Annotated in this window: 12 protein-coding genes; 6 read left to right on the top strand and 6 right to left on the bottom strand. The window is 42.4% G+C overall.

Annotated elements, in window-relative coordinates; all coding sequences use genetic code 11:
* Nucleotides 1–145: 145 nt before the first annotated feature.
* The 3 genes from NG22_RS00835 to NG22_RS00825 all read right to left on the bottom strand — a co-directional run bounded on the left by NG22_RS00835 (nt 146) and on the right by NG22_RS00825 (nt 2,853).
* Nucleotides 146–985, bottom strand: coding sequence for a transglutaminase-like domain-containing protein (locus NG22_RS00835; RefSeq protein WP_053403971.1), 840 nt, complete (start codon nt 983–985; stop codon nt 146–148).
* A 141-nt stretch (nt 986–1,126) separates the two neighbouring features.
* The gene (locus NG22_RS00830; RefSeq protein ID WP_053403970.1) at nt 1,127–2,059 is read right to left on the bottom strand and encodes an MlaD family protein; all 933 of its coding nucleotides are present in this window, start codon (nt 2,057–2,059) and stop codon (nt 1,127–1,129) included.
* An 11-nt stretch (nt 2,060–2,070) separates the two neighbouring features.
* Nucleotides 2,071–2,853 (bottom strand): N-acetylmuramoyl-L-alanine amidase, encoded by a 783-nt coding sequence (locus NG22_RS00825; protein WP_053403969.1) that lies wholly within the window; start codon nt 2,851–2,853, stop codon nt 2,071–2,073.
* Between the two features lie 48 nt (nt 2,854–2,901).
* Between NG22_RS00825 and NG22_RS00820 the strand changes: the two genes are divergently transcribed.
* A complete protein-coding gene (locus NG22_RS00820) occupies nt 2,902–5,655 on the top strand; it encodes a putative LPS assembly protein LptD (protein ID WP_157600794.1) in 2,754 nt (917 codons plus the stop codon).
* Between the two features lie 46 nt (nt 5,656–5,701).
* Here NG22_RS00820 and NG22_RS00815 read toward each other — a convergent pair whose 3' ends face one another.
* The gene (locus tag NG22_RS00815) at nt 5,702–6,325 is read right to left on the bottom strand and encodes a 4'-phosphopantetheinyl transferase superfamily protein (protein WP_053403967.1); all 624 of its coding nucleotides are present in this window, start codon (nt 6,323–6,325) and stop codon (nt 5,702–5,704) included.
* Between the two features lie 94 nt (nt 6,326–6,419).
* Between NG22_RS00815 and NG22_RS00810 the strand changes: the two genes are divergently transcribed.
* The 5 genes from NG22_RS00810 to NG22_RS00790 all read left to right on the top strand — a co-directional run bounded on the left by NG22_RS00810 (nt 6,420) and on the right by NG22_RS00790 (nt 9,945).
* The gene (locus NG22_RS00810) at nt 6,420–7,328 is read left to right on the top strand and encodes a WD40 repeat domain-containing protein (protein ID WP_053403966.1); all 909 of its coding nucleotides are present in this window, start codon (nt 6,420–6,422) and stop codon (nt 7,326–7,328) included.
* A gap of 4 nt (nt 7,329–7,332) precedes the next feature.
* On the top strand, nt 7,333–8,127 hold the full coding sequence (locus NG22_RS00805; RefSeq protein ID WP_053403965.1) for a DivIVA domain-containing protein: 795 nt from the start codon (nt 7,333–7,335) through the stop codon (nt 8,125–8,127).
* 3 nt (nt 8,128–8,130) lie between these two features.
* The gene (folB, locus tag NG22_RS00800) at nt 8,131–8,517 is read left to right on the top strand and encodes a dihydroneopterin aldolase (RefSeq protein WP_053403964.1); all 387 of its coding nucleotides are present in this window, start codon (nt 8,131–8,133) and stop codon (nt 8,515–8,517) included.
* 83 nt (nt 8,518–8,600) lie between these two features.
* On the top strand, nt 8,601–9,212 hold the full coding sequence (locus tag NG22_RS00795) for an outer membrane beta-barrel protein (protein WP_053403963.1): 612 nt from the start codon (nt 8,601–8,603) through the stop codon (nt 9,210–9,212).
* 118 nt (nt 9,213–9,330) lie between these two features.
* Nucleotides 9,331–9,945 carry an RNA polymerase sigma factor gene (locus NG22_RS00790; RefSeq protein ID WP_172674294.1) on the top strand — a complete coding sequence of 205 codons (615 nt, stop codon included), beginning with the start codon at nt 9,331–9,333 and terminating at the stop codon, nt 9,943–9,945.
* Here NG22_RS00790 and NG22_RS00785 read toward each other — a convergent pair whose 3' ends face one another.
* Together NG22_RS00785 and NG22_RS00780 are read right to left on the bottom strand one after the other, a co-directional pair.
* Complete coding sequence (locus tag NG22_RS00785; protein WP_053403961.1) at nt 9,946–10,773, bottom strand: SDR family oxidoreductase; 828 nt, start codon at nt 10,771–10,773, stop codon at nt 9,946–9,948.
* 364 nt (nt 10,774–11,137) lie between these two features.
* A complete protein-coding gene (locus NG22_RS00780; RefSeq protein WP_157600792.1) occupies nt 11,138–13,771 on the bottom strand; it encodes a leucine-rich repeat domain-containing protein in 2,634 nt (877 codons plus the stop codon).
* Nucleotides 13,772–13,777 lie beyond the last annotated feature (6 nt).

Here is a 13,777-nt window from a genome sequence, read left to right as displayed (position 1 = left end):
TATCCTTTATTGGTTTATGGAACTTTTTCGATTCAATCTTATGCAAAGAATTAGCTAGTGAAGCCAAATTCAAACCGAAGCTAATATTTTTTTAACAATTGAAAAAATAAAGGCATTCAATATGTAATTAACAACAAACACCCCCTCATTTAGAGAAAATATCAATTAACGTCTGAATGTCTTTGGCACGGTCTGTAGCCCCCAGATGTTCAAAAGAGTAATGTAAATTGCGTAGAGAACGCACCACAATATCCCAATGCGAACAAGACTCAAAAAATACGGGCTCCATTTTGAGTTGCAGATGGCGCACGTATTCTTTTAAATCTTCCCTTGAAAAAATGAGGCCTTTATTAAAGACATTAATATAAAATGGCATCGTCTCATGGGGATACATTAAAACGAATAAATTCGGCAAATTCACCCCGGTAATGGGCATGCCCAGCTTTTTGGCCACTAAATAATATACACTACAGAGGGATATTGGATTCCCTCTCTTGGTCAACATCACCTGATTAACCATCGAATTGGCCGGGTTGTGAAAATTGCGACTATTAGGTCCAAAGCCTAATTCATCAAAAAACACCTGATTAATATGCTTGACCTGCTTCACCGGATGCCCATCAGGGTTAAAACCTGGTCTGACCTTTCGAATAATCGCGTCCAGCATATTGTCCAACTCCTCCCTTTGCAACTCCGGATAGCTGTAACAGGCCATCCAATACAGGGCTTCCATCAAATCTTTCTGATCACCATCTCTCCAGTTTTCAAGCCCTTCCACCACTTTTTGATACTGAAGGTGATGCATCAGCTCGCTTATCTTTAACTGCACCTCCGGATTCCAGGTATATTCCTCCCAGGCCTTTTCCAAAAGCGGAAGCGCATTTACCCCCAAAGAAAGGATTCTTTCATTGATATGACTGGAAATCATTTGATCTTCATCATCCAATAAGGACACCAATGCTTTAAACTCCCGAGTTTTGATCATGAAATTGGCAAGTAGATATTTTGCGCCTGAGTCGGATAGAGACCTTCTCCATCAAAGACCATTTCCCGCGAAATAAAAAAAGGTCTTTCGTAATGAAAAACCTTTTTTTTGTCAAATGAACTAACACAAGTAAGAAAAAAGCTATTTTTTCTCTTTTTCGGCTTTATCCTTTTTACCAAACATAGAAAAATGAACGTAGCGTTTTGGGTGTTCTTTAAGATCCATTAACAGGCTGTCCATGCTTTGCACGGTATGGTTAATGTTCTCATACAGTGCCTCATCCTTCAATAATTTCCCCATATTTCCTTCTCCATTATTGACCTGGCCTAAAATATCCTGCAAAGCCAATAGGTTATTATTTAAGTGATCCACGGTTTCGGAGAGATCTGTAGAAGCAACATCCGCTGTAATTTTCTCTACATTTTTAAGTGTGGGATCCAAAGCCGCTAAGGTGGTAGTCAACTGAGCGGAAGTTTGAGAAATATTACTTAACATCAATGCAATTCGATACTGATTGGCCAATACCAGTGAATCCACGCTGGCGGAAGTCTGCGCTAAAGAATGCATCATATTCTTTGCTTCTGCCCCACTTCCCTGAAAATCAGTCAATAATTTTTCCAGCTTATCTACTATAGGTGCGGCCTGATCAGCCACCACTGCCGTAAATGGCTTTTCCTCTTGAGAAAGTAATTTGGCTCCACTTTCCAGCGGTTCGCTAATATTGGTTTCTACATTTAATTTAATAATCTTACTCCCTAACAAACCATTACTGGCTAATTCCGCCACCGTCTTAGGTCCCAGCTTCACCTTTCGATCAATCAGCATTTCTACTTTTAATTGATTCCCCTGATCCTGTAAGATTTCAATATCGGTCACCATTCCCACATTCAGTCCGTTCACCAAAACGGGATTTGAAGGAATAAGCCCATCTACATGCGTGTAGACTGCATAATAAGTATTGGAGCTGGAGAAGAAATTAATGCCTTTTAAAAACCTTAATCCCACATATAATAAAGAAAAGGCGACCAAAACCATGGCCCCCACTTTAAGCTCCTTGCTTTTTAATGTATTCAAAACTAAATGGTTTATATTGATTCTATCTCGTTTTTATAATCTCTGAATGCCCGATAAATACCGGAAGCAATATAGGTTTGCCCTAACTTATCGGATAAAAACTTTTCCTCATCCTGATTACTCAAAAAGCCGGTTTCAACTAATACGCTTGGCATGGAGGTTCTCCACAAAACTACAAATCCTGCTTGTTTCACTCCTCGGCTATGTCGCCCCACCCTCGATTTAAACTGCTTTTCAATTTTAGAAGCTAAATTAAGACTATTGTCGGAATATGCATTCTGATATAAGCTAAATAAAATATAAGATTCCGGAGAATTCGGATCAAAGCCTTCATAGGTCTGCGTATAGTTGTCCTCCATAAGCAAGGATTCGTTTTCTCTCATGGCCACATCCAGGTTACCTTCATTAGTATGCAAACCCATTACGTAGGTTTCTGTTCCTTTCACTTTGTGGCTATGAGGCGTGGAATTACAGTGAATGGAGATGAAAACATCTGCATGATTTTGATTGGCAATCAATGCCCGATCGGCCAATTCCACAAATTTATCTTCCTTCCGTGTGTAGATCACCTTCACATCCGGAATATTTTCGTTGATGATTTCCCCCAATTTCAGGGCAATTTTTAAGGCAACGTCCTTTTCTCGGGACTTATTACCGGAAGTACCGTTATCCTTTCCGCCATGGCCGGCATCAATTACAACAGTTTTCACCTGATAGCGGTGCTTGTCAAGTGAGGTATTGGACATTACCAAAAGGCCCAAGGTCAATAGTAACAGTATAGGAAGATTTTTCACCTTTTTAATGCTTGGAATACTAGAAAGACATTAACTTTACACAAAATTGTGAATTTTTCTAAAAACGGAAAAATAGGAGTGTATAAAATCCAATATCTAAGTCTACTGGTTTTTATTGGCTGGCTAAATATCGCCGCAAACCATAAAGAAAACCAGCAGATTACTGTACCATATTTACGTAGTGACTCAACAGATGTTGACTCGACATTAACCGATTCTCTTGCGCTGGACTCATTAGCTTTAGATTCATTAGCCCTTCAGGATTCCTTAAAAAGGGTTCCTAAAGGCCCGATTAAAGTTAAAATTGATTATCAGGCGGCAGACTCCCTTACCTTAAACCTTCGCACTCAGGATGTTGAAATGTACGGAGAGGGCAAGGTTACTTATGGTACCATCGAGCTTGATGCGGACCATATTCAGCTGAACTATGCGACCAATGTGGTGGTGGCAGAGGGAACGGAAGATACCGTGGGGAATGTTATTGGAAAGCCGGTATTCAGTGATAATGGGCAAGTCTACCAAACTGAAAACATGGCTTACAATTTTGATTCCAAAAAAGCCATGATTACCGGAGTAATCACCCAGCAGCAGGATGGATATATTCATGGAGACACCATTGTTAAAAACCCACAGGATGAGTTAATGGTAGACCATGCCCGCTATACTACCTGTGACTTACCGGATCCTCACTTTCATATCGAAGCCAGTAAGATCAAAATGATCCCGAATAACAAATTAGTTTCGGGTCCTTTTCAGGTGTACGTAATGGATATTCCCGTTCCGGCGATTTTCCCATTAGGAATGTTCCCCATGCCCGACCGTCGTTCTTCGGGGGTTTTAATTCCCTCTTTTGGAGAAGAACGTAACCGAGGTTTTTTCTTAAGAGATTTAGGGTATTTCTTTGACATTAATGACTATGTCAATTTAACCCTGTATGGTACCGTTTACTCCCGCGGAGACTGGGGCTTCCGCGCTGAGTCCACCTACCGGGACCGCTACAAGTATGACGGGGGTATTAACATTGAATATCAGTCCAACAGCAGCCTGAACAGTATTTTAAATGAAAGCGGTAGCTCCAACACCTTCCGGGTACAGTGGCGTCATGCGCCGAAATCCCGCCCGGGTCAGGGACGCTTCTCGGCTAACGTTAACTTTATGTCCAACAACTATAACCAGATAAACCCTGGTTACGGACAAGGTGGCCTGGACAACAACCTGAGCCAGAACTTTACTTCCAGCGTGCAGTACAGCGGAACACTGGGAAATGTTTTTAACTACAGTGCCTCGGGAAGGATCAACCAGAATGTAAACACCGGGCAAATGGACATTACCCTACCGGATATGTCCTGGAACTTAATGAACCGGATTTACCCTTTTCGTGGAAAAAACTCTCGTGGAGATAAGTGGTACGAGAAGGTTAACCTGAACTATAATGGTACGCTAACTAATCAGCTTTCCAATAAGCCATTTTCCAATCCCTCCTATGAGGTCTCGGACAGACCGGTGCAGGCTGATTCCATTCTGGATATCAGCTCAGCCAGTTTAGAGGATCTAATCGCCAGAGGTCAGTTTGGTATCAGACACCAGATTCCGGTGACTACTTCTTTCAATTTGTTTAAGTTCTTTACGGTTTCTCCTTCTTTTAACTCTACTATCCGACAGTACACCAAGCAATTGGACTATAATTATATTCCTGAAGAGGAAGCCGTAAAAGTAGACACCATTCCGGGCTTTTATAATGTTTACGATTATAATATGAGTGTATCGGTAAACACGCGTTTGTACGGTACGAAATACTTTAAGGGAGGTAATCTTCAGGCCATTCGCCATGTGATGACGCCCTCTATGAGCTTTAGTGCTTCTCCGGATTTTACGGATGACAAGTTTGGTTACTACCAAACGGTACAGGTAGCTCCCGGAGAGGAACGTACACTATCCCGATATGATGGATTTGCCTACGGAACGCCGAGTGCGAGTAATGCCGCCACGGCCTCTTTCTCTCTATCCAACACCCTGGAGGCCAAAGTCCTTGACAAGAAGGATTCCACGGGCGTCGGAACGAAGAAAGTCCCCATACTGGACAACTTCTCTTTCAGTACCAGTTACAATTTTGCAGCGGACTCCTTTAACTTATCGAACTTCAATATTGCTGCGCGTACGGCCATTTTCAATAAAAAGCTGAACATTAGTGTCAATGCCACAGTGGATCCCTACACCTATGTTTTGCTGAATGAAGGTACAGATGCCAATGGAGACCGAACGGTAGATCAGATCCGGATCAATGAATACGCCTGGAAAAGTGGCAATGGCATAGGAAACCTTTCCAGCTTTAGAGTGGCGCTGAGCACCAACCTTAACCCGAAAGCACGGGAAAAGGACCGTAAATTTCAGAAAGATGTAGATGATTCTGATCTGGATATTGCAGATAAAGAATGGTTAATCAGAAACCCACAGGCCTATGTGGACTTCGATATTCCATGGAGTTTGAGAATTAACTATGACTTTGGTTATAATAAAACCGGATTTCAGGATCCGAGAATTACCCAGGCCATGCGATTCTCCGGAGACCTGACCCTGACCGAGCACTGGAAAATTAACTTCAGCTCCGGTTTCGATTTTGAAGCCAGAGCCCTGACCCAAACCAATATTGGTATTAACCGGGACTTGCACTGCTGGCAAATGTCTTTTAACTGGGTGCCTTTTGGCGCTTACCAGTCCTATGTACTTACCATTAATGCCAAATCCTCTCTGTTGAGAGACCTGAAAATTAACAGAACAAGAAGCTGGCAGGATCTTTTCTAGCTCTTGAAGCAAAATAAAGCGGATGAAACTCAATCATCCGCTTTTTTTATGCCTGATAGCAAACGGTTAAAATAGCATCTCCCACCTGAAAGTAGCAGATCTTCAATTGAATTTTGAGCTGCTTAAAGTCCAACATGACATCTAATTCTCCACCCGTCGGTTCAAATTGAAAGCCAGGGACTAAAATGTGTTTTTGAAAATCCACCCCACCCAAACCATACCATTTATATACCGCCTCTTTGATGGTCCAAAGGGTGGTTAAATACTCCTTCCTGCCGGCGGCGTATTCCAATTCCGCCTCTGAACAAAATCTTTCAGCCACCCGAACCGGTTTTTCTGAAATTTTTTCAATATCCATCCCAACAGGTCCCTGGCTATAAAATGCAGATGCAGCCCATTGTCCGCCATGCGTCAAACTGATGTGGCCCGCCCCCCCTTTCAGGAAAGGCTTCCTGTTTTCATTCACGACCAACCCCCTGAATTCCACTTTCTTTTCTTCCAAAAGTGCCAATAGAGCCATTCTGGCCGCTAAAGACTCCCGCCTACGGGAAGCGTGCCGGATGCGCTCCAGTTCGGGAAATAGCCGGGTATCCAGGCTCTCCTGCTCACTAATTTCCCACAAACTATAAAAAAGGTTTTCCTTTAATTTTTCTATCTTAGCGATTGGCATTTTTTGATTTTGTATGGATTCTTCCGTCAAAATTATACAAATCCATGGATATTGGGAGTATCCCGCGCTATATCGAGAAATTTAAATCACGATTTTGGTTAAAGTAGAAAAAAAGTTCACCTTTTCAGGACATCGCGACTGCGTCTATGCATTAGAAAAGGGAAAAGAAGGTCATAAGTTTTTTAGTGGATCCGGTGATGGCATGGTGGTAGCCTGGAACCTGAACCAACCGGATCAGGGCGACTTATTGGCTAAAGTACCCCATTCTATTTATGCGTTAAAATACATTCCGGAGGAAGACTTACTGATTGTAGGGCAAAACTTTGAGGGTCTGCATTTTATTCGGGTAGGAGAGAAAAAAGAAATCGCAAGCTTAAAATGTACACAAGCCAGTATTTTTGATTTACAGGTTTTAGGGGATCAGATCATTATGGCGGAGTCTGATGGTCATATCACCCTGGTGGACCGGAAACAGCTGATCGTTAAGAACAGAATTAAGCTTTCCGAAAAAAGCGCCCGAACCATCGCTCTTTCTCCCGACGGGAAGCAATTCGCCGTTGGCTATAGCGACCATAAAATTCGGATTTTCAACAGTGAGGATCAATCACTGGTGAAGACCATAGCATCACACACCAATTCTATTTTCACCCTACAATACAGCCCTTCCGGTACGCATTTATTATCCGCTGGTCGGGATGCCCATTTGAAAGTATGGGAAGTAGAGAAAGATTATCAATTGAAAGAAGACATCATCGCGCATATGTATGCCATTAACCATATTTGCTTTGATCCTTCCGGCAAGTATTTTGCCACCGCCAGCATGGACAAATCCATTAAAATTTGGCGATATCAGGACTTTCGCCTATTAAAAGTGGTTGATAAATCCCGACATGCCGGGCATGCCACTTCTGTGAACAAATTAGCTTGGTTACCGGAAAAAAACTTCCTAATTTCCGGCAGCGACGATAGAAATATTTCCATTTGGAACATCACCTTTGAGTAAAACTATGAGAGTAACACCCTTAGAAATTCGCCAAAAATCATTCGAAAAAGTTTTTCGTGGTTACGACAAAGAAGAGGTTGATGCCTTTTTGCGGTCGCTTTCTTCGGAATGGGAAAAAGTCATAGATGAAAGCAAAGAACTAAAATTCAGGCTGGCTGCTGCGGAGAAGGAAGTAGAAAAACTTAGAGAGGTAGAAAATTCGCTATTCAAGACTTTGAAAACGGCCGAAGATACTGGTGCCAACATTAAAGAACAGGCGAATAAAGAAGCCGAAATTATCCTTCGCGAAGCGCAGATGGAAGCGGGAAAAATTGTCGGTCAGGCACAAATGGAAGCCTCTAGAATGGTGAATGAGGCCGAGGAAAGGGTAGCCAATATGAACCATGAGCTGAAGCAGAAATCTCATCAGTTCAGCACAGATGTGGAAGAAGAAATCAAATCCATGATGCAACATTACCGTGCTATTGATGGAATGGGAGAAGACTTTATAAGTGAGCTCAAAGGCAATTTGGAAGACCTTCAATTGCGTATTGGAAAAATGGACTTCAAAAAACGGGAAATCCGAAAGAAGCACGAACTCCTTATTGCCGGTATGGAAAAGATACAAAGCAAACTGGCGCAGGATCCTACCATGGAGCAACTGAAAGCTACTGAAAAAAAGGAAGAGGACAGTAAAATTACGGATCAACCGGACACTTTCGGCGTCCCTGAAATTGAACAAAAGAAGACAAAACCGGAAGCTCCAAAGAAAGATGATCATAATCAGGGAGGGGATTCCTCATTTTTTGATGATTTATAAGCCATGGGGAAAGTTACGCTAGAGGGAATGGAATTTTTTGCTTACCATGGATTCCACAAGGAAGAGCAAAAAATAGGAAATAAATATGGCGTGGATGTAGAAGTAAAAACCAACCTGCTCAATGCCGCCATTCATGATGATTTAAGTAAAACGGTTGACTACACACACCTTTACAATATTATTAAGGTAGAAATGGGCATTCCTGCCAAATTATTGGAAAATGTTGCCCAAAGAATTTTGATGAAGATCATGCGAGAAATCCCTTCGGTGACCCATTGCAAGGTGGACATTTCCAAATTTAACCCACCGATAGGTGGCGTTTGTTACCGATCCAAAATCACCATTGACAGAAGCCGTCAGGATTTTGAACAACTAATGAAGGATGTTTAAAAATTTCCTTCATTAGGCTTTAATTATTTTTTAGTTTTACCCCGCCAAAATAAAAACTTACAGCATTTTTCTTGCTTGCTACCATGACCAATAAGATCGCCCTTTTTGTTTCCTTGCTATTTTTTTCTTTTTCAGCACAAGCCAGAGGCTGGAAATTTCAAGATACCTTTTCCAATATTGGCTTGGAGTCACAATTGGGACTGAATTATTCTTCCATGTCCGGTGTTGGGCAGGAAGGCGGCTCAGGATTAATGGGATTTCGCTTTGGGTCCATGTTTGTGATGCCACTCACCCATGAAGTACATTCAAAAGTAGGCCTTTTTTATTCCCAAAATGGCGCCTCTTTTAAAGGGGAAGAAGGCGAATTTGACCTGAACATTCACTACCTACAGCTTCCCATTTGGGGAAAGGTCTCCATTAACCAGAAGAATCTCAACATGATCGGAGGGCCGCAGTTTGGCTTGCTGATGCATGCTTCCGAAATAGAGGATGGTAAAAAACGAAATGTTACCTCCCTGCTTAATCCATTGGATATTTCTGCTAATATTGGCTTGGAGTATGAGCTTAGACCAAATTTCATTATTTCTTCCTATTACACCATTGGACTTACAGATGTCACCGGCAATCGCGAAAACATCAAAGCCCTGCTGAATAGTGCTGTAACCTTCACTATGGGCTATTATTTCAAACTTTAGAATGATACAGCAGTGATTTGGGATCAAATTTGAGTAAAACCCTACCTGGCCCTTCCATACTTTGAGATCACTCTTTCTGCTTATTCTTGTTATGCTTTCAGTGAAAATTGGACTAAGCATGCAAGATAAGGAAATCATTAAGATTATTCAGAGTGGAAAAAATATGAGAAAGGCGGTATTGGCCCTATACAAAAGCTCCTATCCGGCTATTCGCAAATGGATTTGCTACAATAACGGTATCGAAGAGGATGCGGAAGATATATTTCAGGATGCGGTACTGATTCTCATTGACATGATTCAGGCAAAAACCTTTAAGCAGGCCGCCACCCTTAACACCATTTTGTATGCCATTTCCAGAAACCGCTGGTTGCAAACGCTCAAAAAAAATAGTCGCATAAAGAATTATGAAGCAATCGGGGATCATATGATTGCTAATCAGTCTCCAAAAATTGAAGAAGAATTAGACCGGGTCCTGACTTTCAATATCGACCGAAAAAAAGAAGTTCAAAAAATCTTCGATCAACTGCCCTCCGGCTGTAAAGAATTACTCACAGATTACTACTTTCATCAATTAAAATACGACGAATTACTGGGCTCCAGCGGCTTATCCAGCGAACAATCGCTTAAAAATAAAAAGAGTAAATGCCTTAAGCATCTGAAAGATTTACTAAACGAAAATCCCGCTCTTAAGGCATATATTCATCATCAACTTAGCCGGGCCAAAGAGGAATAATTACTCCTCATACATTTCCTTATCCAACATATTGTAGTGCCCCATAATAATGCGTTCGAAAGGACGTACCGGTAAAAACTTCCTCAATTTTGTTGAAATCTTCTCCGTAAAAGCCCCAACCGGATAGCGGAGTTTAGGTTGATCCGCCTGTAGAATCTTCAATGCCACTTCTCCCACCACTTCCGGCGTAGGAGCACTATCCATTCCGGAGGCGATCAATTTATTCATTTCATTGATCAGCTTGGAATAGGGAGAATCTGACTTTAAGTCGGCATTCTTTCTGGAATTGGAAATATTGGTATTGAAATCTCCCGGCTGAATAATAGCAACTTTCACCCCGAAGCCTTTCACCTCCATTCGCATGGCCTCCGTAAAAGCTTCCATGGCAAATTTACTGGCGGAATAAAACCCTCTGAAAGGCAGAGACACTTCTCCGGCAATGGAAGAAATATTGATGATATGACCTGAGCGTTGCTTTCTGAAAATAGGTAAGACGGCCTGACATACCCGCAATACCCCGTAAAAATTCGTTTCAAAGACTTCCTTAATAGTATCCACCGGCATTTCTTCCACGGCGCCTATAGTCCCTAAGCCTGCGGAATTCACTACCGCATCCAATCGACCTGTAATCTCCAGCAATTGCTTGATACCCGACTGAACGGAAGCCTCCTCATTCACATCCATCTGCAGGTATTCCAATCCGGAAGGATCATCCGAAATTGCTCTTCGGCTGGCACCAAACACCCGATACCCATTTGCTTTTAAATGAACTGCTATCGCTTTTCCAATACCGGAAGAACCGCCGGTAACCAAAACAACCTTTTCCACTATCTTGAAATTTGATCTTAAAATTATATGTCTGGTAAGTTAAATGAATTATCCCGAATTATGTATGCATAAATCTTCGTTTAGCGGTATGAATGGAAAAATGAAGGAATTTTACCTTTTTCGGATTTTTTCCAATGAAGCAGATATTGAGAAGAAAGCAAGCTTCCCCCAAATGTGGGCTAATAATCAAAAAAAACACCCACCATAGATTACCAACAAGCCGCTTGAATTGAACCAATGAATTTATCGGTAATTTTAATTAGGTCTGTTGAATACTGCAACATTCGGCTGATCTCCATAAAAAAAAGGGCAGTCGAAATGACTACCCTAATGATGATATTTTGATGGACTTAAATTTTCAACATCAATAAAAATCCACTTCCAGCTTCGGTAAAGCTGCTTTCAATTTATTCAAATCGGAATCCTTCACCTTAGTGTTGTAACAAGAAAGCTTCTTCAAATTCTTACACGCAGATAGTCTGCTGATTCCTTTGATACGGGTATTGAAAAAGGCCAGATCTTCCAATGCAGTCATATCTTCCACCCCATTGATTCTCTTCACCTTTGTCCCGGAAATATTCAATTTTTTCAATGACTTTAAATCCAGAATAGGCTCAAACAATGGAATCTGTGCATTTTCCAACAACAAGACTTCCAGATTAGCCAACTCGCCGATACCTTCGATATCCTCTAAGGGGTTGTTGGACAAATCCAGGTATTTCAGGCTTTGGTGTTTGAGTGTAGGTTTAAAATCCATTAGTCGAATATTTCGAGCCACCAGCTTTTGTAAATTCACAAAAGGATCCAAAGCCTCCAGACGCTGCACGTCCGGCTGATTGGAAATATCAATGGTTTTGCTCAAAATCAGTTCATGCAACTTATCGACATCCGGAGCGGTACCCATAGGCAGATTCTTCTCCAAGGCTTGTTTCCAGGAACGGGAAAGGCCTGCCCACCATTTGCCCAAAACTTCTCCTTTATAGATCACCAGACAGTCCGGGTGATTTTCTAAAAATAATTGGACGTCCTCATCCTCCACCCGACTATTATCAAATTCCACCCTTCTTAATTCGGGCAAATCTGTCAGGGCTTTCAAATCCCCCACTGCAGTTTGATTACCCTTAATGGTGTGCAGATTTTTCAGCCCTGTAAACTGATCTAAATGCCCCACCTGCGTACCGGAAAAATCAATTTCCTCCAACTGACTCAGGTGCTTGATGGCTGCAAGGTCATTCACTTTTGTGTTGGCAAAATCAAGCTTCAACAAACCGGTCATATCCGCAAGCGGATCTAATCGATAAACCCCTGTATTAGAAAAATTCAGCTTCTTCAGATTCGGCAATACTCGCAAAGGTTCCAGGTCCATAATGTCCCGACCATGCATATCCAGCTCTTCTACCCCGAAAACCGTTTGGTGTAACCATTCCCCGGTTGGTGCCTCCAGACTATCGGGCAGCATTTCATAGAACAACTCCGACCAGGCAGATGGCAGCGTTTCCCACCATTTCTGCAGCATTTCAGAATCTGCCACTACCAGCGTGCCGGACTTCTGTCGCATGAAATCCTGCGCCTGCTCAATACCAACGCCAGAATTATCGCAGTAAACTGTTTTCAGGGAAGACAAATATTGTAGAGGGCTTAAGTCCTCTACATGCGTATTCTTCACCACCACAACCTGAAGGCTACTCAACTCTTCCAGAGGTTTCAAATCCTTGATTGTAGAACCGGTAAGGTCCAGCTTTTCTAACTGGTAAAATTCGGATAGCAGGTCATAGTTCACCAGAGAATCTTCTGCCAGGCGCAATTCCTTGAGCCCGGTGACTTGTTTAATCGGATCCAGATCGTGAACCGCCGTTCCGGAAATATCCAACACCTGCAGGGCCTTATTGTACTTGAGAATTGCCAAAGAATCAAATGGTGTATAGCTCAGATTCAGCCGCTGCAAGGCTGACAATCGGGACAGGGTACTGGCCTCATGTAAGGGCGTAAATTGTACCGATAATTCTTTCAGCGACAATAAAAACTGAAGGTTATTCAAATCGCGAATGCGCGTATAGCTCAAATTCAGTTTTTCCAAATGAGTCAGGTTACGAATAACCCCTAAAGTATCAATAAAAGTATGGGAAATGTCCAGCGCTTTCAGGTTGCGCAGTCTGGACAGGGCACCGAACTCATACAACTCCATGCGATTCGACAAATCCAGCTCTTCAAGCTCTACCGCTTGCTTAATGGCCTGAATATAATCTGCTTTATTCATCACCCAAAGCGTATCGGTTCCCAAGCTATCCGCAAGCGCCAGGTTGTCCTCCTCAGCTACGGTCTCTTCTGTTGCTTCCACCGGGGCCGGTTCCCATTTCCCCCAGGAAGCCAAAGTGCTGGAATCCGGCAGGTAAACTTCCTGCCCTAATATACCTTTCCAGTTTTCCGGTAGAGCCAGCCACCATTTATACAATTCTTCGTCCTCATTCAGTTTGGTCGCATACACACTGATAACCTTCACCGATTTATCAGACTCATTCACGGACATCTCAAAGAATACCTCCTGGGTGTTGTTCACCATTTTGGCGCCTTTGATCAATTTACCCTGCAGGTTACGCTGCGTTTTCACCAGTAAGGTGTACTCTCCGGCCTCATTTACCAAAGGCTCGACGGCTTCAATAGAATAATTGAACTGCGCAAACCGATAGAAAAAGGTGATGTCTTTCAGATAGGCCTGAACATCTTTGTAATAAGGGACCAAGCGCTCTTCATCCAAATCATCTTCTACCTGCACTTTCGGGTTGTCCACCACCCGTAGATAACTCTCCTCAATGATGCGGTCTTTATCCTCCATCATCTCTGTGGAATCCCCGAGAATATTCACATATATCTGCCAGTAGCCAATCAGTCGCTCTGCGGATTCTTTATAATCCTCAAAGTGATCCTGCTGGGCATGTGCCCATCCGCCCTGTCCGACTATCAGCAACAGGAGCAACAGGCTCTTGATATTCCATTTCATTATTTT

It is taken from the genome of Persicobacter sp. CCB-QB2, from assembly GCF_001274635.1.
GTDB lineage: Bacteria > Bacteroidota > Bacteroidia > Cytophagales > Cyclobacteriaceae > Persicobacter > Persicobacter diffluens.
This window is presented reverse-complemented; position numbering and strand designations above follow the sequence as displayed.

Coding starts and splice junctions, on each gene's coding strand:
- NG22_RS00805 (WP_053403965.1), top strand. CDS start 7,333: ATGAGAGTAACACCCTTAGAAATTCGCCAAAAATCATTCGAAAAAGTT.
- NG22_RS00780 (WP_157600792.1), bottom strand. CDS start 13,771: ATGAAATGGAATATCAAGAGCCTGTTGCTCCTGTTGCTGATAGTCGGA.
- NG22_RS00815 (WP_053403967.1), bottom strand. CDS start 6,325: ATGCCAATCGCTAAGATAGAAAAATTAAAGGAAAACCTTTTTTATAGT.
- NG22_RS00835 (WP_053403971.1), bottom strand. CDS start 985: ATGATCAAAACTCGGGAGTTTAAAGCATTGGTGTCCTTATTGGATGAT.
- NG22_RS00790 (WP_172674294.1), top strand. CDS start 9,331: ATGCAAGATAAGGAAATCATTAAGATTATTCAGAGTGGAAAAAATATG.
- folB (WP_053403964.1), top strand. CDS start 8,131: ATGGGGAAAGTTACGCTAGAGGGAATGGAATTTTTTGCTTACCATGGA.
- NG22_RS00795 (WP_053403963.1), top strand. CDS start 8,601: ATGACCAATAAGATCGCCCTTTTTGTTTCCTTGCTATTTTTTTCTTTT.